The organism is Bacteroidota bacterium (assembly GCA_035506275.1).
Lineage (GTDB): Bacteria > Bacteroidota > Ignavibacteria > UBA10030 > UBA8401 > JAGVPT01.
In genome coordinates, this window is sequence record DATJPT010000003.1 from 102,266 (window position 1) to 126,380 (window position 24,115).

General features: G+C 53.1%; 17 protein-coding genes. 16 read left to right on the top strand and 1 reads right to left on the bottom strand.

Annotation, left to right across the window (positions count from 1 at the left end):
- The first annotated feature begins 15 nt into the window (after window positions 1-15).
- The 10 genes from VMF88_01790 to VMF88_01835 all read left to right on the top strand — a co-directional run bounded on the left by VMF88_01790 (window position 16) and on the right by VMF88_01835 (window position 7,822).
- A complete protein-coding gene (locus tag VMF88_01790) occupies window positions 16-993 on the top strand; it encodes a pyruvate dehydrogenase complex E1 component subunit beta (GenBank protein HTY09778.1) in 978 nt (325 codons plus the stop codon).
- A 29-nt stretch (window positions 994-1,022) separates the two neighbouring features.
- Complete coding sequence (locus VMF88_01795) at window positions 1,023-2,249, top strand: pyruvate dehydrogenase complex dihydrolipoamide acetyltransferase (protein HTY09779.1); 1,227 nt, start codon at window positions 1,023-1,025, stop codon at window positions 2,247-2,249.
- Between the two features lie 86 nt (window positions 2,250-2,335).
- Window positions 2,336-2,785, top strand: coding sequence for a 50S ribosomal protein L13 (gene rplM, locus VMF88_01800; protein ID HTY09780.1), 450 nt, complete (start codon window positions 2,336-2,338; stop codon window positions 2,783-2,785).
- A 26-nt stretch (window positions 2,786-2,811) separates the two neighbouring features.
- Window positions 2,812-3,204 (top strand): 30S ribosomal protein S9, encoded by a 393-nt coding sequence (rpsI, locus tag VMF88_01805; protein ID HTY09781.1) that lies wholly within the window; start codon window positions 2,812-2,814, stop codon window positions 3,202-3,204.
- 150 nt (window positions 3,205-3,354) lie between these two features.
- Window positions 3,355-4,140 (top strand): 30S ribosomal protein S2, encoded by a 786-nt coding sequence (gene rpsB, locus VMF88_01810; protein ID HTY09782.1) that lies wholly within the window; start codon window positions 3,355-3,357, stop codon window positions 4,138-4,140.
- A gap of 41 nt (window positions 4,141-4,181) precedes the next feature.
- Window positions 4,182-5,045 carry a translation elongation factor Ts gene (tsf, locus tag VMF88_01815; GenBank protein ID HTY09783.1) on the top strand — a complete coding sequence of 288 codons (864 nt, stop codon included), beginning with the start codon at window positions 4,182-4,184 and terminating at the stop codon, window positions 5,043-5,045.
- A 54-nt stretch (window positions 5,046-5,099) separates the two neighbouring features.
- Entirely contained in the window at window positions 5,100-5,834 is a 735-nt protein-coding gene (gene pyrH, locus VMF88_01820; protein HTY09784.1) for a UMP kinase, read from the top strand.
- Between the two features lie 25 nt (window positions 5,835-5,859).
- Window positions 5,860-6,417, top strand: coding sequence for a ribosome recycling factor (gene frr, locus VMF88_01825; GenBank protein ID HTY09785.1), 558 nt, complete (start codon window positions 5,860-5,862; stop codon window positions 6,415-6,417).
- 212 nt (window positions 6,418-6,629) lie between these two features.
- A complete protein-coding gene (locus VMF88_01830; GenBank protein ID HTY09786.1) occupies window positions 6,630-7,289 on the top strand; it encodes a PspC domain-containing protein in 660 nt (219 codons plus the stop codon).
- Between the two features lie 23 nt (window positions 7,290-7,312).
- Window positions 7,313-7,822, top strand: coding sequence for a DUF5668 domain-containing protein (locus tag VMF88_01835; GenBank protein HTY09787.1), 510 nt, complete (start codon window positions 7,313-7,315; stop codon window positions 7,820-7,822).
- Between the two features lie 35 nt (window positions 7,823-7,857).
- On the opposite strand, the gene polA is transcribed toward VMF88_01835, so the two are convergent.
- Window positions 7,858-10,659, bottom strand: coding sequence for a DNA polymerase I (gene polA, locus VMF88_01840; GenBank protein HTY09788.1), 2,802 nt, complete (start codon window positions 10,657-10,659; stop codon window positions 7,858-7,860).
- 437 nt (window positions 10,660-11,096) lie between these two features.
- Between polA and VMF88_01845 the strand changes: the two genes are divergently transcribed.
- The 6 genes from VMF88_01845 to VMF88_01870 all read left to right on the top strand — a co-directional run bounded on the left by VMF88_01845 (window position 11,097) and on the right by VMF88_01870 (window position 24,098).
- Entirely contained in the window at window positions 11,097-11,954 is an 858-nt protein-coding gene (locus tag VMF88_01845) for a DMT family transporter (GenBank protein ID HTY09789.1), read from the top strand.
- A 134-nt stretch (window positions 11,955-12,088) separates the two neighbouring features.
- Window positions 12,089-14,551, top strand: a complete 2,463-nt coding sequence (locus VMF88_01850; protein ID HTY09790.1) for a LysM peptidoglycan-binding domain-containing protein — start codon at window positions 12,089-12,091, stop codon at window positions 14,549-14,551.
- Between the two features lie 164 nt (window positions 14,552-14,715).
- Complete coding sequence (locus VMF88_01855) at window positions 14,716-16,953, top strand: hypothetical protein (protein ID HTY09791.1); 2,238 nt, start codon at window positions 14,716-14,718, stop codon at window positions 16,951-16,953.
- Between the two features lie 82 nt (window positions 16,954-17,035).
- Complete coding sequence (locus VMF88_01860) at window positions 17,036-19,339, top strand: T9SS type A sorting domain-containing protein (GenBank protein HTY09792.1); 2,304 nt, start codon at window positions 17,036-17,038, stop codon at window positions 19,337-19,339.
- A 200-nt stretch (window positions 19,340-19,539) separates the two neighbouring features.
- Window positions 19,540-21,234, top strand: a complete 1,695-nt coding sequence (locus VMF88_01865) for a hypothetical protein (GenBank protein ID HTY09793.1) — start codon at window positions 19,540-19,542, stop codon at window positions 21,232-21,234.
- Window positions 21,234-24,098, top strand: coding sequence for a TonB-dependent receptor (locus VMF88_01870; GenBank protein HTY09794.1), 2,865 nt, complete (start codon window positions 21,234-21,236; stop codon window positions 24,096-24,098). The genes VMF88_01865 and VMF88_01870 overlap by 1 nt, the downstream gene beginning before the upstream one ends.
- The last annotated feature ends 17 nt before the right edge of the window (window positions 24,099-24,115 follow it).

Here is a 24,115-nt window from a genome sequence, read left to right on the forward strand (position 1 = left end):
AAGGATGAATGAAGTATGGCAGTGATTGCATTTCGTGAAGCGTTGAACCAGGCAATGTGCGAAGAAATGGAGCGCGACTCCAACGTCTTTTTGATGGGGGAGGAGGTCGGACAGTATCAAGGCGCATACAAGGTGAGCCAGGGAATGCTGCAGAAGTTCGGCGAGAAAAGAGTTATCGACACCCCGATCACGGAAGCCGGCTTTGCCGGTCTCGGCATCGGAGCGGCGATGGTGGGCCTCCGGCCCATCGTGGAGATGATGACGTGGAATTTCGCCATCCTGGCGTTCGACCAGCTGTTCAATAATGCCGCCAAGATCCGGTACATGTCCGCCGGACAATTCAAGGTTCCGATCGTGGTCCGCGGCCCGTCCGGCGCGGCGCATGCGCTGGCATCGCAGCACTCGCAATCGCTCGAATCGATGCTCGCACACGTTCCCGGTTTGATCGTGATCATGCCTTCGACGCCCGCGGACGGAAAAGGGTTGCTGAAGTCGGCGATCCGGGACGACAACCCGGTGATGTTCATGGAAAGCGAGATGATGTACGGGCATAAAGGAGAAGTTCCGGAAGAAGAGTATACGATTCCGATCGGCGTCGGAGACATCAAACGCAAAGGAGAGCATGTGACGATCGTCGCGTGGTCGAAGATGCTTCACGTCTCTCTTGCCGCGGCCGACGAATTGATGAAGGAGGGGATCGAAGCCGAAGTCATCGATCCTCGCACCATCCGTCCTCTGGACGAAGACCTCATCATCAATTCGGTCAAGAAAACAAACCGATGCGTGATCGTTGAGGAAGCATGGCCGTTCGCGTCCGTCGGAGCCGAGATCTCGAGCCGCGTCTACACCAAGGCCTTCGATTATCTCGATGCACCGATCGAGCGATTAACCGGAGCCGACATTCCGATGCCGTATGCGACGAACCTCGAGAGGCAGGCGCTGCCAAGTCCGGCAAAGGTCATCGCGGCTGTTAAAAAAGTTCTCTATCGGTAAAAGCAATTTCACAACGGGAAAGCAAAAAGATGGCGACCAAAATAGCAATGCCGAAACTCAGCGACACCATGGAAGAAGGGATCATTCTCAAGTGGCTGAAGAAGGAAGGCGATCCAGTCAAGCAAGGAGAGATCATCGCCGAGGTCCAGACCGATAAGGCCGACATGGAACTCGAAGCCTACGATACCGGCGTGTTGAGAAAGATCTTTATCCCCGAAGGGAAAGGAGCCGCCGTCGGCAAGCCGATCGCGATTATCGGCTCTGCTTCGGAAGACATCTCCGCGCTGCTCGTGGAAAGTCCAGCTCCAAGCGCGGGGCACGGTGCGCCTGCAAGCGCTCCGCCGCCTCCGAAACCAGCAGAGGAGATGCACGCTGCGCCGTCCGTCGCTTCTGCATCGCCGGGAGGGGGAGACGGACGGATAAAAGTTTCTCCGTTGGCGAAGGCCATTGCGGCGCAGAACAAAATAGACCTGCACGCCATCAACGGTTCCGGTCCGATGGGACGCATTGTGAAGAAAGACCTCGAAGCATCCCTTTCCAGACTCTCCGGACGTCCTTCGCGGACGTACGCTCCGGGCACGACCAAGGAATTCCCTGTTTCGCTGATGCGCAAGACGATCGCCAAAAGGCTGGTCGAGAGCAAGACGACCGCGCCGCACTTCTATGTGACGTATGACGTTGATATGAAACGGGCGATCGATTTTCGGAATTCGCTGAACACCGGCGGCGATGTGAAAGTGAGTTTCAACGACATTATCGTCAAGGCATGCGCGTACGCACTTCGCAATCACCCTAAGGTCAATTCGACCTTCACGCCTGAAAAGATCATCCAACATGGAGCGATCAACGTCGGCGTCGCCGTTGCGATCGACGACGGTCTGATCACGCCGGTGATCCGCAACACGGACATGAAAACTCTTTTCGAGATCGCCGGCGAATCGAAAGAACTGGCGGCGAAGGCTCGCGAAAAGAAACTGAAGCCCGAAGAATTCAGCGGTGGGACATTTACCGTGAGTAACCTCGGCATGCTCGGAGTCGAAGAGTTCGCTGCGATCATCAATCCCCCCGAAGCGGCCATTCTCGCGGTGGGCGCGATCACTGAAACGCCGGTAGCGGAAAACGGGCATGTAGTTGTCGGGAACCGGATGAAGCTGACCCTTTCGTGCGACCACCGTGTCGTGGACGGGGCAATCGGCGCAGAGTTTATGCAGGAAGTAAAGGCCAACCTCGAAAACCCCTGGAAGCTCGTCCTGTGATTTTCCAAAAAAAGCCTTGCTTTTTCGACGTATTTGGCGTAAATTTAAAAGCTTCATAATTTTGAACATTGAACCGTGGAGGTTTTGTGGCTTTCGGAGATAAAAGCACGTATTTCTATAAACAGAGCGAAATCGAACAAAAGTGGTATCTTGTCGACGCTCAGGGGCAAACGCTCGGAAGAATTGCGACGCAAGTGGCAAAAATTCTTCGCGGAAAACACAAACCCGCATTCACGCCGAATATCGATGCGGGCGATTTCGTCATCGTTGTGAACGCGGAGAAAGTCAAAGTGACCGGGAAGCGCACCGATATGAAGGAGTATTTCCATTACACCGGCTATCCCGGCGGCGCCGTTTTTGAGAGCTTCAAAGATGTCTTGAAGAAGAATCCTCAGAGGGTCATTGAGCATGCCGTGAAAGGGATGCTTCCGCACAACCGGTTGGGGAAACGCATCATTAAGAAATTGAAGGTATACACCGGAACCGAGCATCCGCACGGGGCGCAGAAGCCTGAAGCTCTGGCGGTGAAGAATTAATTCATTATCGAGATTGAAGGAAGAGAATGCCTCAGCACAATATTACCGCAGTCGGACGACGCAAAACTTCTGTAGCCCGGGTGATCCTGAAAGCCGGATCCGGGGTGATCGTTGTGAACAAACAGCCGTTTGAAAAATACTTTCCGCAGGAAATTTACCGGGCGAATATCACGAAGCCGTTCGCCGTTACTGAAACCGCCGGCAAGTACGATGCTGCAGTGACCGTTGAAGGAGGGGGAGCAGCCGGCCAAGCCGGCGCAGTCCGCCTTGGCATTGCGCGCGCCCTGGTCGAGGCCAGCGATGAATACCGCAGTTCGCTGCGGACCCATTCGCTCCTGACCCGCGACCCGCGCATGGTCGAGCGAAAAAAATACGGACAGAAGAAAGCCCGTAAACGATTTCAATTTTCTAAACGGTAGCAGGGTGCCGGCGGACCGGTTTCTGTCCGCCCTCCTCTGTGCCGCTCTATCAAGCATACTTTCCGACTTATACGGAAGTGTGGCGCTTCGGCGCCATCCCGGACGAGGATGACGAAAGTAGAAGACTAAAACTAACCATAAAGGAAGACCATGCCACGTGTAGAACTCGCCGACCTCCTCGGTGCGGGCGCCCATTTCGGGCACCTCACCCGCCGCTGGAATCCCAAGATGAAGCCGTACATTTTTATGGAGCGCAACGGGATTCATATCATCGACCTTAAGAAATCGCAGGAATTGCTGGAAGCGGCGTGCAACGCCATTGCCACCATCGCCGCCGAAGGGAAAAAGATCCTCTTTGTCGGGACGAAGAAACAAGCCAAGGACGTCATCCTCGAAGAAGCAAAGCGCTGCAACCAGTACTATATCAGCGAGCGTTGGCTCGGCGGGGCGTTGACGAATTTCACGACGATCAGAAAGAGCGTGAAGAGGCTGACCAATATCGAAAAGATGGAATCGGACGGCACGTTCGAGAAGATCACGAAAAAAGAAGGGCTTTTCCTTACGCGCGAAAAAGATAAGCTGAGCAAGACGCTTTCCGGCGTCGTCGAGATGACGCGTTTGCCGGGGGCGCTGTTCGTCGTCGACGTGAAGAAGGAAGCGATCGCAGTAAAAGAAGCGCGGCGGCTCGGGATCCCCGTCTTTGCCATTGTCGATACGAATTGCGATCCGGACGAGATCAATTACATCATCCCCGCGAACGACGACGCGCTCAAGACGGTGCAGGTGATTACGCACGCGGTTGCCAATGCGATTCTGGAAGGAACGGAACGAGCAAAAGCGCGCCAGCAGGAAGTGGCTGAAGAACATGAGAAGCATGAAGAACCCGAAACTCCCGTCAGCAAAGAAGAAACGGCGAAGATCGAAGAGAAAGAATAACATTCATTTTATCCTCCAAAGCAGAGAAGAGAAAAAGCAGTATGGCTATTACGAGTGAAGCAGTAAAAAAATTACGCGAAAAAACCGGCGCCGGCATGATGGATTGCAAAAAAGCTCTCGAAGCGACGAACGGCGACATGGAAAAGGCGATCGAAGTTCTGCGGAAGAAGGGAGCTGCCACCGCCGAGAAGCGTGCTGACCGGGTTGCGAACCAGGGGATCATCGTGACGAGAGTTGCGAACGGCGGGAAGCTCGGCGTGATCGTGGAGATCAACAGCGAAACCGATTTCGTGGCGCGGAGCCAGGATTTCATTCAATTCGCGAACGATGTGGCCGCCATTGTCGAACAGAAGACGCCGTCGTCAATCGCCGCGTTGCTCGCCCTTCCATACGGCGACAAGAAAACGGTCGGGGACGCGTTGTCCGACCTGATCGGAAAGATCGGCGAAAAGCTGGAGATCAAACGGTTCGACATCATCAGGGCCGAGAACAGCGTCATCGAAGCATACACGCATATGGGGAGCAAGATCGGCGTTCTGGTCGAGCTCGAGACGAACACGGCGTCTCCCGAGGTCAAACTGGTAGCGCGCGATGTTGCGATGCAGGCCGCCGCGATGAACCCGAGCGTCGTTTCCCGCGAACAGGTGGCGAAGCACGTGGTCGACCAGGAACTCGATATTTACCGCCAGCAGGCGAAAAACGAAGGGAAGCCGGACCAGGTCGTCGACCGAATCGCCACCGGACGCCTCGAAAAATATTTCCAGGAGGTCGTGCTTCTGGAGCAGAGTTTCATCAAGGACGCCAGCAAGGTCATCAAGGACGTTCTGCAGGAAGCGTCGTCGAAGCACAACGACAAACTTTCGGTCCGCCAATTCAAGCGTTATCAACTCGGCGAAGAAAAATAACCGGTAAAAGAAAGGTCTCGCGCGAGACCTTTCTTTTTATTGCAGAGGAAACACATGTCGAAGGCAGCGTTCAAGCGGATCATGCTCAAGCTCAGCGGTGAATCGCTGATGGGCGAACAGGAATACGGGATCGACTCAGAGGTTATCGGGCGCTATGCCGAGGAGATCAAGAGCGTGCAGGAGCTCGGCGTCCAGATCGGGATCGTGATCGGAGGGGGCAATATCTACCGCGGCATCGAGAACTCGTCGGACGGCATTGACAAAGTGACCGGCGACCACATGGGCATGCTTGCGACGGTCATCAACGCGCTAGCGCTGCAGAGCGCGCTCGAGCACCACGGCGTGTTCACGCGCTGCCAGACCGCCATCAACATGGAGAGGATTGCCGAGCCGTTCATCCGGCGCCGCGCGATCCGCCACCTTGAAAAAGGACGGCTGGTGATCTTCGCCGCCGGCACCGGGAATCCGTATTTTACGACGGACACCGCCGCGGTTCTCCGAGCCATCGAGATCGGAGCCGATGTGATCATCAAGGGAACCCGCGTCGACGGAGTCTATGATTCCGACCCGGAGAAGAATCCATCGGCCAAACACTTCCCCCAAATTTCTTACCAGGATGTGCTCCGGAAAGATCTGCGCGTTATGGACATGACTGCGATCACCCTCTGCAAAGAGAATCATCTTCCGATCGCCATCTTCAATATGAACATTCCTTCGAATTTGCGGAGATTGGTGCTCGGTGAAAAAGTCGGGACCGCGGTGAACGACAGCGCTGCTGCCATCAACTAATCCAATACTATCGTTGGGTGAGGCTATGCTAAAACAAATCTTAAGCGACAGCTCGGCGCGAATGCACAAGGCCGTCGATGTCGTGCGCGTTGAACTGACAAAAATCAGGACGGGAAAAGCGACAACGGCGCTTCTCGATTCGGTGAAAGTAGATTACTACGGCACCATGACGCCGCTGAATCAAGTGGGGAGCGTCAGCGTTCCGGACGTCCACCTGATCACCATCACTCCGTGGGATAAAGGGATGCTGACGCATATCGAAAAGGCGATCATCGCCGCCAACCTGGGACTGAACCCCGGGACGGACGGCACGGTCGTCCGCGTTCCGATCCCGCCGCTCAACGAGGAGCGGCGCAAAGAGCTTGTGAAGCTCGTAAAAAAATTCGGGGAAGAAGGGAAGATTGCGATCCGCAACGTCCGCCGCGATACGATCGAGCATCTGAAGAAGGCCGAAAAGGACGAGCACTTTTCCGAAGACGAGCGAAAACGGGGGGAGGCAGAGGTGCAGAAGTCCACGGACAATCATATCAAGGAAGTCGACGCCCTTCTTGCCGCCAAGGAAAAAGAGATCATGGAAGTTTAACCGCCCTGGTCACCGGACGCAAAGCCTCATCGTTTGAATGAGGCTTTTTTGTTTATGCGGCAGAGGCTTGACAAATCCCTTTAGATATACTATTCTTTTCCGAGTCATGCGAAAAGAGGCATGTTTTGCCCTGTAACATTGCGGTAAAACTTTCGTAATACAGTGTGAGGTCGGAAATCTCCAGAAGCGGCACTTAGACGGTTGAGGTGTTTATGGAACCGAAACGATTGTTCAAATCGCGAACCAACAAGATCATCGCCGGCGTATGCGGCGGGCTTGCGGAGTACTTTGATGTTGACCCGGTCATCATGAGGGTGCTCTTTGTTTTGCTGGCATTTTTTGGCGGCTCGGGGTTTATACTTTATATCGCCTGCGCGATCATCATGCCGAAGCAAATGATCGACATCGCAGGGATGCAGGCGCCGATTCAATCGAGGTCGACGAACGCAAGAAAACTGTTCGGGATCGCCCTCATCGTCGGCGGCGCGATCGTGCTGTTCTCAAATCTCGGCATGTTTTCATTCCTTCACTTGTTTGATTTCTCGTGGAGCTTCATTTTCCCGATCCTCCTGATCCTGCTCGGCATGGCGATCATTTACTATCGTCAGGCGGAACGGGGTCCGGCAGAACCGCCTGCCGATGTGCAGACCGAAATGCCCCCTCCTTCGGCCCCCTACAGGGTATTCAGGCGTTCGAGGACCGATAAGAAGCTCGGCGGGGTGTGCGGCGGACTGGCAAAATATTTTTCCATCGATTCGACGCTCCTCCGGTTGCTTTACATTATTTTATGCCTGGCTTCGTTCGGCGCAGGTATCGTCCTGTACATAACGCTCGTGCTGCTCGTACCGTACGAACCTCAACCTAACCTCTAAGAACTTCTTGACAGGGAAAGATCATGGAACAGAATAATTTCAATCGGTTTCCTATCATCGGCCTGGTACTCGTTCTGTTGGGAGTCGCACTATTGCTGAATCAGATGAGCGTCATTCATATCGGGGGCTGGGCGTTGATCTGGCTCGGGCTGATCGTCTACGGCGCGGCGGTTGTTCTTCGATCGTTCATCAGCAACGACAGGAGTAAAGTGTTCTTCGGGACCCTCTGCTTTCTTGCGGGGATTCTCTTCTTCCTGCGGAAGGGAGGCTTTATCCACGGGTCATTCTCGATCTATTTTCCCGCGTTCATCATCATCGTCGGGATCGCGTTTTTCATGCTGTTCGTCTTCAACATGAAGGACTGGCATCTCCTGATCCCGTCGGTCATTTTTCTCGGACTCGGCGCGGCATTGATGCTGACGCATCTCGGCTATTGGTACAGCAGGGACGTCTGGCATACGATAGGATCGTACTGGCCGCTGCTGCTTATTCTGATCGGCGCAACGATGCTGTTAAGACGGTGGAAGACGTGACGGCGTTGAGCCGGGGCGCTGAGGGGGAAGGTATCTTAGTGCGCTTCGAGCCAATTCTTCCCGGCCCCGATCTCGACCTCAATCGGGACGTTGAGTTGAAGAGCATTCTTCATATTCCGTTCGACAAGTTCTTGCACAACCTTTTCTTCTTTCTTCAGCACTTCGAACACCAGTTCATCGTGAACCTGCAGGAGCATTTTGCTCTGCAGGTTCTTTGTTTTTAGCTCCCCCTGAATTTTGATCATCGCCAGCTTGATCATATCCGCGGCCGTCCCCTGGATCGGCATGTTGATCGCTTGCCGTTCCGCGTTCGCGCGGAGGTTCGCGTTCTTGCTGTGGATATCCGGCAGATAGCGCCGGCGTTCGAGGAGCGTCGAGACGTAGCCCTCCTGGCGCACCTTCGCGATCGTTTCTGCGATGTACCGGTTGACCTTGGGAAACCGTTCGAAATATCTAGCGATGATCTCCTTTGCCTCGGCCTGCGTGATCTCGAGCCTCGATGCCAGTCCGAACGGACCGATGCCGTACATAATTCCAAAATTCACTTCTTTTGCTTTTCGGCGCATGTCGCGCGTAACATCCTTTTGTGAGACGCCGAACACTTTCGCCGCCGTCGTGGCGTGAATGTCTTCCCCCGAAATGAACGCTCCGAGCAGGCCTTCATCTCCCGAGATATGGGCCATGATGCGCAGCTCAATTTGTGAGTAGTCTGCCGACAGGATCTCCATGTCCTTGCCCCCCGGAACAAATGCCCGGCGGATTTCTCTTCCGATATCGGAGCGGATCGGGATGTTCTGCAAATTCGGGTCGCTGCTCGAGAGCCTGCCGGTGGCCGCGACGGTTTGGTTGAACGATGTATGTACGCGCCCGGTCGCCGGATGGATCAGCCTTGGCAGGGCGTCAATGTAGGTGGATTTCAGCTTCGACAGCTGCCGGTACTCGAGCATACGTTCAACGATCGGATGTTCTCTCCTGAGCGCTTCAAGGACAGCAACGTCCGTCGAGAACCCGGTTTTCGTTTTCCGCACCGGCGATAATTTCAGCTTCTCGAAGAGGATCACAGAGAGCTGCTGCGTCGAGTTGATGTTGAACTTTTCGCCGGCATCATCGTAGATCTTCGAAACGAGAGTATCGAGCTGACGTTCTAGGTCCTTCGACATCCCCGAGAGGAAGGGCACATCGATCGTGATCCCCGCAAATTCCATCTCCGCAAGAACGCCAATAAGCGGGAATTCAACGTCATTGCACAGCGCGATCATTCCCTGAGCGGCGAGTTTATCGTGCAGGACATTCGATAGCTGAAACGTAATGTCGGCATCTTCAGCAGAATAATTTCCCACCTCGGCCACCGGTACATCACGGATATCTTTTCGGTCCTTTCCGGTCCCCGTCAACTCATCAAACGACACCATTGTGTAATTCAGATACTCGCTGGCAAGTGCGTCCAGGTTGTGCTGTCCTTCCGACCGGAGCACGTAGCTTGCGACCATAGTGTCGAATGCTATTCCCCTCGTCCATACGCCCTTGCGCGAGAGAGCGAGCATGTCATATTTCGCGTTCTGTCCGTATTTTCTGACCGTTTCATTCTCAAAGATCGGTTTGATGTCGGAGAGAACTTTTTTCAAGGGGAATAATTTTTCGGCGGGACGCTTTGCGGCTGGCTTTGCCGCGTCAAACAAGGACGTGCCGCCGGATTCCGGGTCTCGCTCAACCTCAACAGGCAGATAATACGCTATGTGCGGTTCAAAACAGAACGAAAGGCCGACAATGTGCGCCTGCAGCGCATCGGTTGAAGTTGTTTCGGTATCGAAAACGAACTCTTTGGCTTTCTTGAGCTCGGAGATCAAGCGCAAATACTTGGCATCCGAATCGATGATGATGTATTCATGCTTCGAGGTTTTGATGTCGGTTGCCGCGGCCGTTTTTGGTTCAACGCTGACTTCGGGAACAGGCCCGGGGGCATCCTCTTTCAGACGCCGGGCAAGACTTCGGAATTCCAGCTTTGTATACAATTCATAGAGGACAGGGACGTTTTTTTCAGCCGATCTCAGTTTATGGAAATCGACCGAGACCGGAGCATTGGTATCGATCGTCACGAGCTTTTTGGACAACAGGGCCATCTCTTTGTGTGCCCGTAGTTTCTCCTGCAATCCCTTCTGAGGAATTTCGTCGACATGAGCGAGGAGATTCTCGATCGTTCTATATTTATTGATCAGCGGCTCGGCGGTCTTGGGCCCGACGCCGGCAACTCCCGGCACATTATCCGATTGGTCGCCGATGAGGCCGAGGATCTCGATGACCTGTCCCGGCGGGACGCCGAATTTTTCGACAACTCCCGATTCGTCGACGACCTCGTCATCGTTCCCCCCTTTGCCGGGACGGTATAATTTTACCGATGAAGAAACAAGCTGCATAAAATCTTTGTCGCTGGTGACGAGAAAAGCATCCACCTTTTCTTTTTCGGCCCGTTTGGCCAGAGTTCCGATGACATCGTCCGCCTCGTAGCCGGGCAGTTCGATCACGGGGACGTTGAACGCGCGGACGACATCCTTCAATGTGTCCATCATTGCGGACATATCTTCCGGCATTTTTTGGCGCGTCGCCTTATACTCTGGGTATGCTTTGTGCCGGAATGTCGGTTCGATGGTGTCGAACACCACGGCGATGTAGTCGGGCTTTCTCTCGTCCAGGATCTTGTTGAGGTAGTTGACAAAACCAAAAACGGCGCTGGTATTTTCCCCCTTTGAATTCATCAATGGATTTCTGATGAAGGCGAAGTACGAGCGATAGGCAAGCGCCATACCGTCCAGGAGGTACAACGTCGGTCTTTGTTTCATTGAGAGTTCAGAGTGATGGGTGGATATGGAGAAAATATACCCAAAGCCAGCTCCAATTGCAAAACCGGGGAGGGGGACCACGTCGACGGGAAGCTGTCTCAAAAATGTATCACTTCATCCTTCCCAACGGGTCTGCGCTACGCAGGATCGTTGAGGATGCGCTCTCCCGCACTTCGGGCAGGATCGCTTACTCCCCTAAGGGACCTTTGAGGACAGGATGAGCCGTCGTAGCTGAATCGAAGGGCTGCAGCATGTCTCCCTCTCTCGTACCCAATCTCCGATTGGGAGCGGAGTGAATATCTTCCCGAAAGACAAGGTACCGAAGCAGCTCCCAAACTGAGTTTGCGAGGGAGAGGCAAACTGTAACACGGTTAAACCCAGCTGTGTTTTGGAAAATACACCATCCTGTCGTATATTTTACTCCTAAGAAAATTCGTATGATCTACTTTCTCATCGTTATTCAAGTTTTGTTGGCGAGCGGGACTCACCTCGTCGCAAAGGCTGTCGTGGGCGACGTCGAGCCGGTAGCCCTCACGTTGCTGAGAACCTGTGTCTCAACCGCGGCGCTCGCATTTATTTTCATCGTCAGAGAAAAGAAAATAAAGATCCGCAAAGAGGATTATGGAATGATGCTGTGGCTCTCATTCATTGTCATTCCGCTTAACCAATTTCTATTTCTGTATGGAATTAAGTACACGACGGCTGCGAACGCATCGCTCCTCTATGCAACCACACCGGTGCTGGTGCTTGTTTTTTCTCATTTTGTCCTCCGGGAAAAATTGACAAGCATGAAGATCGGGGGAGTGTTGACGGCATTCTGCGGAGTAACTCTTGTGATCTTTGAACACGGAGTCAGCCTTTCGTCCGACTATACTTTTGGAAACATCATCATGTTTGTTGCGGTGATTGCCTGGTCGCTGTATACGATTCAAGGGAAGCCGATGGTGGTGAAGTACGGGGCATTTCATGTCGCCTCTTTATCAATGATCGGAGGAATGATCCTTTTTCTTCCGCTGGGAATTTACGGCCTCAGCCGGTTCGATCTCTCCACCCTGACGGCTGCGCACTGGGAAGGAATCCTGTATCTAGGGCTAGGCACTTCTGTCGCGTCATACTTCCTTTGGTACTATGCCCTTGGAAAGATGGAAACAACCAAAGTTGCCATCTTCGCAAATGCCCAGCCGATCGTAACGAGCATTTTTTCATATTTCTTCTTTCATCAATTCATTACTGTCCGCTTTGCTGTGGGGGCTGTTGTTACTCTTGTCGGTGTTGTTCTTACAGAGTTAGGTTGACTTCCGTAGGTTGTCTCGCTTGTATTGATTTATCAATGGCTTCCAGCAATCCCTTAAAATTTCCCCTTGACTTTTTTCCATTGATTGCTATATTTCTATATAGATAGGATTTTATGCACCTATGTTGAGGAGCGATGGTAAGGCGGTCTTGGTGGTTCTTGTTATTGATCGATATTACGGCCTGGTCGGGTTTGGCCCATGTACAGGCACAGACCCTTGATCATTCTTCTCCCAACTCATCCCTCCATGCGTCAGCATCTCCCCAGCCTGATTCATCTCACTCGAACTTAGCTCTTAAGGACACTTCTTCTTCTCTTTCACCAAAGGCTATTCCGACCGAGTCTAGGACTGCGAAAATTGGCGTTGACACGTTGACGGCTGCATCGCCCGATTCGGCAGACGAGGGGGATGAGACCGTCATTGCAGTGCGCCTCGAATCTGCGCGGCAGCATTATCTCTCTGCGCTTCAGGCACAAGCAGCCGGCGATTCCGTCCTCTCATCGAGCGAATTTGAAGAGGCGATCAGCATTTTGAACGAGATCAGCTATTTTCCCGATATTGAAAATAATCAGGAATACAACGACCTCAGCCGGAGCGTTGTTGAAGATTATGAGAAATACATTGCAAGCATTGACGATGTGGGTCCGCAAAGCTCCATTTTTGCGCTGCGTGAAAAATTAAATCTCGAAGTCGAAAACATCGACATTTCGAGCGTTAAAATACCGAATGTCCCGATTCCTCCGACCACAATCCCAATGGAGATGAACGACCTCGTCGAAAAGAATATCATGTTCTTCATCGACAAGGGGCGTGACCATTTTGAGCGTTGGCTGTATTTGTCGGGTAAATATTTTCCGATCATCGGCAAGATCTTCACCGAAGAGGGGGTTCCCAAAGAAATGATGTACCTTGCCATGATGGAAAGCGGGTTGAACCCGTCGGCAAGGTCGTGGGCAAAAGCCGTGGGCATGTGGCAGTTCATGAAAGGAACGGGAGCGCTGTACGGCTTACGGGGGAATTATTGGTATGATGAACGACGTGATTATGAAAAGGCAAGCCGGGCCGCCGCGCGGTATCTGAAAGATCTCCACGATGAATATAACGACTGGCACCTTGCGATCGCCGCGTATAATTCGGGAGGGGGGAGGATCAACAGAGGAATCAGGCGGAGCCACGGCGGCGATTATTGGTCGATGCGCCGCTATTTACCGCGCGAAACGCGGAATTATGTGCCGCAGTACATCGCAGTTTCGCTGATGGCGATGAACCCGGATGCTTACGGGTTTAAGGGAGTGCCCCGAGCGGACAGCCTGACGTACGAATACGTGACAGTGGACGATTGTGTCGATCTGGATGTGCTGGCGGATTGCGCGGGAACGACTGCCGAAACGTTGAGGGAACTGAACCCGGAATTGATCCAGTGGTGCACTCCGCCCAATTATCATGGATATAAACTGAGAATTCCCGTCGGCGCCGCTGAAGCTTTCCAAAAAAAGTATGCTCAGATCCCGGACGATCAAAAGCGCCAGTGGGCCGAGCATAAAATCCGGAGGGGAGACACTCCGGGCGCGATTGCCCGACGGTACGGCATTGCGACCTCCGTGCTCCTGGAAGTCAACAAACTCAATCGTCACAGCAGGTTAAGGATCGGAAATTACCTGATCATTCCGGTCTCAAAGAAGAGACTGCTTGCCGCCAATAGTCAGCCGGCTGCGCAGCAGGAATCCGAACCGGTTCAAAAACCGAAAGTGGTTGCGCACAGATTCCATCGGAGGCAGACGGTGGTCCCTGCAGGGCGCGACAAGATCGCATATGTCGTCAAGAAGAAGGATACTCTCGGGCATATCGCAGAGTGGTTTGACGTTCGTGCCAGCGATTTGCGCAACTGGAACAATATTCCGTACGGACGTTCAATTCAGATCGGCCAGACGATCAATGTGTGGGTGCCGACCGAAAAATTGGCACAGTACACAAAGGTTTTAGCGCTGAGTTTTGAAGAGAAGAACGCCCTCAAAGCTCAGCCGCAGGCTCAACTCCAGGCGACCGCTGCCGTTCATGAGCAGGTTGATGAACAGAATCATTGGGTACAGCACGTTGTCAAAAGGGGAGAAACGCTCGAGAAGATAGCCGGCGACTATAACGTTGCCATCGCAGACCTGAAGAGCTGGAATAAGCTGCGTCGAAACAGGATTTACGCGGGGCAGGCACTCGAGGTTTACGTCGAACCGTCAGCCCGGGAATCAGTTTCCCCGTCGAACTCGCCGAAACAAGCGCCGGCAAAAGCCATTGTTTTTAAGCAGAAAACCATCCGCCACAAAGTCAGACGGGGAGAAACTCTTGAGAAGATCGCCGGCATGTACAATGTCTCCATAGCCGACATCAAGAAATGGAACCGTCTGACCTCATCGCGGGTCTATTCCGGCAAGCGCCTGAAAATTCGGCTGACGTCGGAGAACATCGACTACTATCGCGTCCGCACCGGCGATACGCTGTGGGACATATCAAAAAAATTCGGGGTTTCCGTTAATGACATTCAGCGCTGGAACCCGCTCGCCGACAACATCAAGGTCGGGGACAAGCTCGTCATCTATCATTGATCCTGTTACCGCAATATTTTTCTTTTGTTAATTAATATTTCCTGCCTTGCTTCTTTTTTAAGTTGCGCGTATATTTGACCCGTGGTTCAGCGGACCCTCGGAAGTCGCCGCTCTTCAGTTAAGAACTCTTACGGAGAGATTCACTTTATACTTTTTGGTACCCCTTGCACATTTTTCCCCGTCGAAATATCATCCTCGGCCTGGTAGTCTTTTTCTTCTTCTCCGGACCGAGCTTCTCACAGACCAACTCTGACCAGTTCCCTCCCTCACGGCTTAAAAAACTCGCCGATGACGACGCGACAAAATTCACCGACATCGGGAATGTCCGGATGACGATCACGAATTTTGGGACGTTAGGGACGAATTTTAACAACTGGCCGGCACAGCCTTCGTGCGAATACCCGAAAGGGTCCCGGATCGAGAATCTCGCCCTTGGCGGCTTGTGGATCGGGGGCATCAGAAGAAGCCTGGGATATGCGACAGTGTCAACCGCATGCCAGGACGGCGGCAATCCTCTCATCCTGGGAGCCGGGTTTGAGTTTACGAATGAACCGGGATCGCAAATCGGACAACGATCTTCGCTTTCGGGGGATACGTATTTTAACATCAATGCGGTGAGCCATCAGGATTTCGTGATGGATTTCACCGACAGATATACCAGAGATCCGCAGACTGGCGATTCGATCCAGGGGCACACGCCGCTCGGCGTGAGTGTACACCTGGAGACGTATGCGTGGAATTTTCCCTTCTCCGATTTCTTTGTCATCCTCAATTATACAATCAAAAATGTCAGCAACGATACCATCGATGCGATATACGTGGGGATGAGGGACGAAGGCGTGGTCCGCAATATGAACCTGTCGGGCTATCAGGCCAGCTCCGCGTTCTTCAGCAGCGGGAAGGGGTACATCGACAGTTTGAGGCTCGCGTACACGTTCGATGTGAACGGCCAGCCATACGGCCCCCCCGCGAACAGTTATTGGGGAATGAAATTGCTGGGGACGGATCCATTTCCCCTGAAGCGGGATTCTTCCGGCGCGTTCGGCTCGCATTCGATCGACTCGCTCGGCGATCTTCATCTGGACACATATTACAACGGATGGAAATACAACAACACCACCTCGGGAACGGAGCAATATTTTTATCCGGATGTCGACAATAACCCATCGGATCCGTTGCGCGGAAAATACCAGCGCATGTCGACGATGCAACCGAAGAATTTCATTCAATCCTTCGGAACGCCGTTGAACACTCCGGTCTTGTCCGACGGAGTTACGCCCGGTATTGCTCCCTCGAATACGGTCGATTTGATCTCTGTCGGACCGTTTCCTTCCCTTGCTCCCGGCGACAGCATGAAAGTTGTCTTTGGAGTGGTCTGCGCAAAGAAAAGCACCAACCTGGCACCCAGCGAGGATTATCACAATGCTTCGCTCAGAAAAACTTTTTACTCCAACGCATCCTGGGCCCAGCAAGCGTACGACGGCGAGGACCTCAACGGAAACAACAAACTCGACCCGGGTGAGGACATCAACGGCGACGGGAAACTGACGCGCTATGTTCTTCCGCAGCCGCCGCGCCAGCCGCGGGTCCGCGCGGTGGTGGAAAACCAGGAGGCGATCATTTACTGGGACCGAACGCAGGCTGAGGAGAGCTTCAACCCCATCAGCAGAAGATACGATTTTGAAGGATACAGGATCTATCGTTCTGCGGCAGGCGCTGACATCAAAGATCCGACGGATTTCATTCTTTCAATGGACCTTGTCGGAGATTTCGACCGGGCCGACGACAATATCGGCTACAATACCGGGTTTTCAGCGATCAAACTTTCATCGCCGAAAATGTTCCCCGGAGACACGGTGCAGTATTGGTACCGATTTCCGCCTGTCAATGACAACATCACCAGCTTGAACGGCTGGCAATATCTCTATGGGATCAGCGCCTACAATCAGGGGGATTCGGCAAATCAGCTGCCAAGTCTTGAGAGTGCCAAGGTGATCGTCCGGGTCATTCCCGGAACTCCGCCCACCTCCGAAAAATCTGCGGAAATCGGCGTCTATCCGAACCCGTACTATGCCGGAGCAGCGTGGGACGGATCGGGGGAACGTGACCGGAAAATTTATTTTTATAATCTTCCCGCACGGGCCGACATCAAGATCTACACATTGAGCGGAGATCTGGTTACCGAGATCACGCATGATGCCGCCACGTACACCGGGTCGGATATCAAATGGTTCCAGAACTTTTCCGGACTCGGCGTTTCGCCGCAGTTCGCCGGCGGCGAGCATGCGTGGGACTTGATCTCGAAGTACGATCAGGCGATCGCGACAGGTTTGTACCTCTTCACCGTAAAAGATTTGACAACGGGGACGATCAAACGAGGAAAGTTTGTCGTGATAAAGTAGGCGCAGCCGTTTTGTCGAAAGCATTGATTTTTTTTCATTCATTCAATCATAATTAACTTTTTTGGAAAGGAGAAGCGGTGTTATGAGAAAACTTCTATTACTTGGAATAATGTCCGTGCTCTGCATGAGCATTGCTCTGGCCCGCACGCCGGGACCGAGGAAGTTAATTCACCGGCTTTCTGCGCAGAGGATCAAAGATTTTCCAACGGTGACGATCCATGATATCCAGCTTGTCCCCTTTGATTCATTGCTCAGGGCGGACACCCTGGGCTATAATACCGGTTCCTCTTGGACGCTGCAGACGTCGCCGTATATGAACGATACCGTGAATGTCACGGTGCTTGTCACTGTGCCTCCGAGAGTAATAAGCTACACCAACGATGGGTTAACACTCGCAGTGGTGGACACGGGAGTTCTCGGTACTCAGCCGTGGGGAGGGATCCTTGTCCGCTATCCTAACGCCAACGACAGCGATGATTTCGCCGCAGACGGGTTTTTCGATGTTGAGCAGGGGGATATCATCCAGATGCTCGGTGTCGTAACTGAGTTTCCGCTGACCCAGATGAACAGCCTCACACAATTTGCCCCTATTGTCGGCGCCGGGGTAAATATTCTCTCGTCCGGAAACCCGCTCCCCCCGCCTGTCCACCTTAATGTGACCGACTTCAACGTCGGGTCGAATCCCGGCGGCACGATCAAGTTTTCCACGGGAGAACAATGGGAATCGCAGTATGTCTATCTGACCAACCTTACAGTCGTCGCGAACGTGAATACGGGCCGCGGCACTTTCATGTTCACCGATCAAAACGGGAATCAGCTTTCCGATTACGATTGGTCGTATCATTTTACGAAGAGCCCTAGCGCCCAGGCTCAGCCGACCACTCCCGCAGACACAGCATACCATGTTCCGCCGGCAGGCACGATCATTGATACCCTGCGCGGTTATGTCTCTACGTCGTCGGGGGGGGAATCTGCAAGAGGGTACCGGATCTGTCCGATGTTTCCGGGGGACATCGTTTATGGAATTGCTCAGCCCGGAATATCCACCGAAAGACGTTATCCGGTTGTAGTTGCGAAGGACAGTACGCCGCTTATTACCGTGAAGGCATATCAATTGACGAATCCGGTAGCTCCGACAAACCCGATCGCCTCCGTGCAGTTGTACTACAGTGTCAACAACGGAGCCTGGCAGTCGGTGGCAATGACGGCGCCTCAGGCAGCGGTTGACTCGACCTACCAGGCTCACATTCCTGCTCAACCTGCCGGGTCGTTCGTCCGCTACTTTATTCAGGCTGCTGACACCGCCGGAATTAAAGCAATCCTAGCGAACGCCGAAACCTTGGACCAGACCGATACTTCAAAGGGATTTTTCTTCTATAAGTCGCTTGACCGGTCGACGCAGCCGTTGTTGACCATCCATGATATTCAATACACGCCGTACATTAACGGGCGGGGCCCGTATGTCGGCGCGATCGACTCGACCGGGGGCATCGTCACTGCCGACACCTCGAGTCTGTTGACATCGCCGTACTCCACCGGAGGGACGAATACCTATTACATCCAGAGCTCGAACCAGCCGTGGAGCGGCTTGTGGGTGACAGGACCCGATTCAATTCTCGGTGTGGTCAGGAACGGCGACAGCGTTGTCGTGAAAGGCGAAGTCAACGAGAGCTTTGACGTAACGGAGATGGAGCTGGTAAATTCCGTCCGAGTCGTCTCGCACGGTAATCCTCTACCGGCTCCGGTGAAGCTGCTCACGTCGGTCTTCGGCCCGGGAGTTGGCAACGGGAATCTAGGAGCGGAGCCGTATGAAGGAATGCTGGTGCAATTCGATTCTTGTACCGTCGAACAAACCTATCCAATCTTTGTCGACCCGTCGGAATTTGAAGTATCCAACAGTACCGCGGCAGTTCTCGTTCGGAGAGACGGCCGGAACAAGATCTCCAACGAAGTGAGCGACACCTCGTATGGCGACAAGATCCTTGCTACGGGCGATAAGATTCCTTCTCTTATCGGGATCATCTATTACAATAACAACAATTACATGGTTGTCCCCAGGACCAACGCAGACTACATCGGGCTCGTTACAACTCGGGTTGCGGAGGTCAAATCGGCGATCCCGACGCAGTATAGCCTCGATCAAAATTTCCCCAATCCGTTCAATCCGTCGACGACCATCCGGTATTCATTGCCGGCGGCAGGCAGAGTGCAGATGAAAGTCTATAACGTGTTGGGGCAGGAAGTGAGCACGCTCGTGAACGCGCAACAGCAGGCCGGGATGTACGAGGTCACCTTTGATGCATCAAGGCTAGCCAGCGGGGTCTATTTCTACCGGATCTCTTCGGAAAAGTTCACGCAGGTGAAGAAGATGATGCTTATAAAATAATGATTACGCTGATGGCGCGGATTTAACGCAGATTGCAGATTTCGCAGATCGGCACACTGCAGCGAAAAGGCACTGATGCCGATCTGCGGTTTACACTTCAGAGAATGAATAGAGATATTTTCCGACTGGTATTATTTTTTGCGGGCGTTGTGTTGTTCGGGAGCTGTTCCAAGCAATTCACGAACGAGCCTAAGACAAACATGCCCCCCTCGACGCGGCTCTGGCTGACGCCGGATACGACGCTCTCGGAATCGACGTCGAGGGAGCATTTTTACTGGTATGGTGAAGACCCCGACGGAATGGTGAAAGGATATCTTCTGGCGATCGGAAATTTTAAGCCTTCGCCGACGAAAATTCCTTTCCCCGATACCATGACGTATACGTGGGTGACAGTCACGGATAGCCTTGTCGCACTTCCTCTCCGGGCCATCCGGGATAGTTTCACCGTCGTCGTCCGGGCGGTCGATAACACGTTCAAGCAGGCACCAATGCTTCCGTCGGGAGCGATCATACGGATGACGCCGAATCCATATTGGGACAGAGATACCAACGGAGTTTTCGATCCCGGGGACATCGCTCTGAGTAATATTGAATCGGCGGCCGACCCAAAGGGAGCGATCCTCCTTTTTCCAATTCGAAACACTCCGCCGACGATCCAGTTTGCCGCCAATATTGTTGACTCATCGACGATCCAGCAGCCTGAGACGACGTTTACCGTTGCAACATTTTCCTGGGTCGGGCATGATGCCGACGGGGACAACACGATCGTCTCGTACCGGATCGCATTGAACGACACCTCATCCCCGTCAAGCTGGATGACGCTTACCAACAGGTCAACGCTCGTAACGCTGGCGGTTCCCCGCTCTGTCAGCGATGCGGCTCCGGACAACGGGACCGTCAGCGCCTCGGTCTACACCGGAACGTTCCCGGGGCTCCAATATCAGGGGACCATCTCCGGCTTGAGGCTCAACGCGCAAAACGTTCTCTATCTTCAGGACAAAGACATCGCCGGCGAGTACAGCAAAGCCGCGCGTATGCCCTCGCTGCCGGCGGGAAGCTGGTATGTGAAGAAGCCCAGGGGGCGATTGCTGCTTGTTAAGGACTATAATAAATCCGATTCCACTGCCGCGTTGCAGCTGTACCAAAAGATCTTTTCCGATCCGAGCATTGACGGCGGGGTATTCGGCAACTTCGACCTTTTCGATGTTGGGCTCGGATTGTCGATTACCGACAAGGCAAATCAGATCGCCAACCAGAAATACGGCGTCCTTGTGCCGAACAATCTCAATCCCGCCTTCATCTTAACTCTTCAGCTCTACGACCTTGTATATTGGTACAGCGACCTTTACCCGAGTTTTGCCGCGGCCCAGATAGGATTGTTCAATTACACTCAACGGGGTGGAAAAGTCATCTTTTCCACCACTTTTCCCAACAACATTTCTTTCCCCAACGTAAGTGCGTTGAACGACTTTGCGCCGATTGACAGCATCACAACCGACCCTGTCTCGACTCCAACGATGCCGACAAATGCCGACAACCGCGTGCCGGTCGGAACAACTCTTCTTCCGGTTGATCCGACAAGCGGATATCCTGTCCTGACCTTCGGGCCGCGTACCGCCGGACCGACGCAGGTGTTCACGCTCGACTGGCGGCGTATCTATAAGCGGGTTGACGCGCAATATATTTATCAAATGGATTCCGTCTATGTCGACAGCTCATCATCTCCGCCGCAAATCAAGAACGAGAGGTATTTGGGAACGCCCGAGATGGCCGTCATCGATAATAACAACACCTTTGTGATGATCGCTCTGCCCGTCCATTTGCTGAACGGCGATACTCCAGCACTCACGGCTTTTTTCCGCAAAGTGATCGTTGATCAATTCGGGCTGCATTGATGAAACATGTTCTGGAACATAGCGCAGCGTTACATTTCAGCCTCAGGGGGCGGGAGATTCTTTTGCCGTTCCTGATCGCCCTCTTCATTGTCTCAACGGCCGCAGCACAAACGACGGGGTCGATCACCGGAAAAATTGTCGACACAAAAACAGGGGAAGGACTTCCGAGCGTCAATGTGCTTGTGAAAGGGACGTACTACGGGGCTTCGAGCGACATTGACGGAAAATTTACGATCCCAAAGGTAAATCCGGGGACATACAATGTTTCGTTTACGCTCCTTGGCTACAAAGCTGTCGAGTATACCGGAATCAAAGTGGAGCAGGGGAAGCCGGTAGAAATCGACGTCAAAATGGAAGAGACCGAGCTGACGCTCGGGAAAGAGGTGGTCATTGTCGGAGAGAAGCCTCTCTTCGACATCGAGCAGACATCCAGCTCAAAAACCGTGAACAGCGATGACATTAAAGTTGCGGCGGTGCAATCGGTTCAGGATATTGTCGGATTGCAGACCGGCGTTGTTCAAAGCGATAATCAGATTCACATCCGGGGAAGCCGTGGCTACGAAAATGCCTATCTCGTTGACGGTGTTCCGGTGCAGGATATTCTCGGCGGGACCGGATTCGGCCTGCAGTTGAGCCCGGATGCGATCCAGGAAATGGAGGTCATCACCGGCGGATACAGCGCGGAGTACGGGCAGGCGACGTCCGGCGTTATCAGCATTACTACCAAAGAAGGCTCGACGTCGTATCATGGCGGGGCGTCATACAAGACCGACCGTATCTGGGGGGATTCGCGGGCTAATTTTAATACGGATATACTGGGCGTAACTCTCGGCGGTCCAGTCCCGTTTGCTACAGCTCTCCTTCCGGGGGATTTGAGCTTTTTCGGAACCTTCAACGGAAATATTTCCGACGGCTACACCCGCTGGGTTCAGGTGATTGGCGGCGACGGGAGGCCGATCGGCTATGAAACCGTCGCGCCGCATGACCTGCAGTCGTCGATCTTCTACGGCTCTCGTTTTACACCGCGCGATGCAAACGACTATTCGTGGACGGCAAAGGCAACCTGGAAGCCTGAACCGACCGAGAAACTCTCCTACGCGTACAACCAATCGGTGACGATCGACCAAAATTCGTCCACGATACAAACTGCATTGGAATACCAGGAGCCGACGCCTGGATACCAGTACGACTTTAAGAATATTTTAGACAGTGCAAACGTGTTCACTCAGGTCAACATTCAGCAGACGCTGTCGTGGACCCATACGCTGAGTCAAAAAGCATTCTACGAAATTCGTTTGAGCCATTACACCGCCCATGTTCGCGGAGATGCCAACGGCAAAGATTACACGCAGTATAATATTCCTAAAGACATTGTCACCTATCCGATCCAATACTATAATCTTGGCAAGGATACGGTCGGCGTCATACCGGGAGACGGGTTCTACGACACCGGCGGGCCGTTCGAGTGGCGGGACCATTACATCAGCGACTACAGCGCAAAGGTGGATTTCACGAATCATTTTACCGAAAAGAATAAATTCAAGACCGGCATCGAAACCCATTTCCAGCACCTGCAGATGATCGACATCACCGACCCGTGGATCAAGCCGCTGGGCCTGAACAACGATATCTATAATGTCAATCCGGCCTCGGGCGATCTCTATGCCCAGGACAACATTACGATCCACGGCATGATCCTGAATTTCGGGATGAGGTTCGACTACTGGTTCCCCGGCAAATATGTTGATGACGCCGTCAACAACCCGAACGTTCCGCTGGCGTCGGACGAGATTCGGCAGCAATATCTTCAAAGCACGTTTTCGTTCTTCGGCCACCGGTGGAAGGGGAGGATCAGTCCGCGTCTCGGAATTTCGCACCCTGTATCCGACAACCAGACCCTCTTTTTCTCGTACGGCCATTTTTCAAAGCTTCCGCAGCCGACCTATGTCTATTCGAAGCTGACCTCTAGCAGCGCACAAACGACGGAACAGACCGTCGGCAACCCGAACCTGAACCCCGAAACGACCGTTGCATACGAGCTCGGGCTGCGCAATCAAATCACCGAGGACGATGTGCTGACGGTGACCGCGTACTACAAGGACATCTTTGATTATATCACCGCTCGCACGGTCCAGGCGACGAGCGTCCGGTTTTCGAGCGGAACCTATACGACGTATATCAATTCGGATTATGCGAGAACGCGCGGTATTGAGCTCGAGTATGACAAAAGGATCTCGAATAACTTCAACGCGACGTTATCGGGTTCATATTCCATCGCGACCGGAAAAAGTTCGGCGTCGAACCAGGCGCTTTACGACCTCGTCACAACCGGCGTCGAAACAACAATTAAAGAAAGCTACATGCCGTGGGATAGGCCGGTACAAGCTTCGCTCAACCTTACGTATAAGGTCCTGAAAAACGATCCATTATTCGGGTTTGCCCCGGGCGTGTTGGACGATTATACTTTTTTCATCCGGTTCTTTTATGAGTCCGGCATGCGGTACACTCCTCTTTTGCCTGCCGGCTACGACGATACGGGCCGTCCTCTGTACGTTACCGATTACAACAACATTGACGGTTCGGTCGGGCAAAATTGGTTCTATATCAACCTCAACTTCGATAAGAATATCGATCTGGCGGGCATGAAGATGACGTTGAGCTTTGAGGTGGAAAATCTTTTCAACGACAAAAATACGCAGATCGTGAACCCGGTGACCGGGCGCGCGTACGAATATGGAGACAATACCACCGGCAACAACCCGTTGTTTCCGCAGGTGCAGGCGCCGATCTCGCCGTACCCGTACGACCCCTCGCGCTACCTCGCTCCGCGGACGGCGAAAGTCGGATTGGGGATCCAGTTTTAAAGAGATGCTGCAAAAAA

Coding starts and splice junctions, on each gene's coding strand:
- VMF88_01790 (HTY09778.1), top strand. CDS start 16: ATGGCAGTGATTGCATTTCGTGAAGCGTTGAACCAGGCAATGTGCGAA.
- VMF88_01795 (HTY09779.1), top strand. CDS start 1,023: ATGGCGACCAAAATAGCAATGCCGAAACTCAGCGACACCATGGAAGAA.
- rpsI (HTY09781.1), top strand. CDS start 2,812: ATGCCTCAGCACAATATTACCGCAGTCGGACGACGCAAAACTTCTGTA.
- rpsB (HTY09782.1), top strand. CDS start 3,355: ATGCCACGTGTAGAACTCGCCGACCTCCTCGGTGCGGGCGCCCATTTC.
- tsf (HTY09783.1), top strand. CDS start 4,182: ATGGCTATTACGAGTGAAGCAGTAAAAAAATTACGCGAAAAAACCGGC.
- pyrH (HTY09784.1), top strand. CDS start 5,100: ATGTCGAAGGCAGCGTTCAAGCGGATCATGCTCAAGCTCAGCGGTGAA.
- frr (HTY09785.1), top strand. CDS start 5,860: ATGCTAAAACAAATCTTAAGCGACAGCTCGGCGCGAATGCACAAGGCC.
- VMF88_01830 (HTY09786.1), top strand. CDS start 6,630: ATGGAACCGAAACGATTGTTCAAATCGCGAACCAACAAGATCATCGCC.
- VMF88_01835 (HTY09787.1), top strand. CDS start 7,313: ATGGAACAGAATAATTTCAATCGGTTTCCTATCATCGGCCTGGTACTC.
- polA (HTY09788.1), bottom strand. CDS start 10,659: ATGAAACAAAGACCGACGTTGTACCTCCTGGACGGTATGGCGCTTGCC.
- VMF88_01845 (HTY09789.1), top strand. CDS start 11,097: ATGATCTACTTTCTCATCGTTATTCAAGTTTTGTTGGCGAGCGGGACT.
- VMF88_01850 (HTY09790.1), top strand. CDS start 12,089: ATGGTAAGGCGGTCTTGGTGGTTCTTGTTATTGATCGATATTACGGCC.
- VMF88_01860 (HTY09792.1), top strand. CDS start 17,036: ATGAGAAAACTTCTATTACTTGGAATAATGTCCGTGCTCTGCATGAGC.
- VMF88_01865 (HTY09793.1), top strand. CDS start 19,540: ATGCCCCCCTCGACGCGGCTCTGGCTGACGCCGGATACGACGCTCTCG.
- VMF88_01870 (HTY09794.1), top strand. CDS start 21,234: ATGAAACATGTTCTGGAACATAGCGCAGCGTTACATTTCAGCCTCAGG.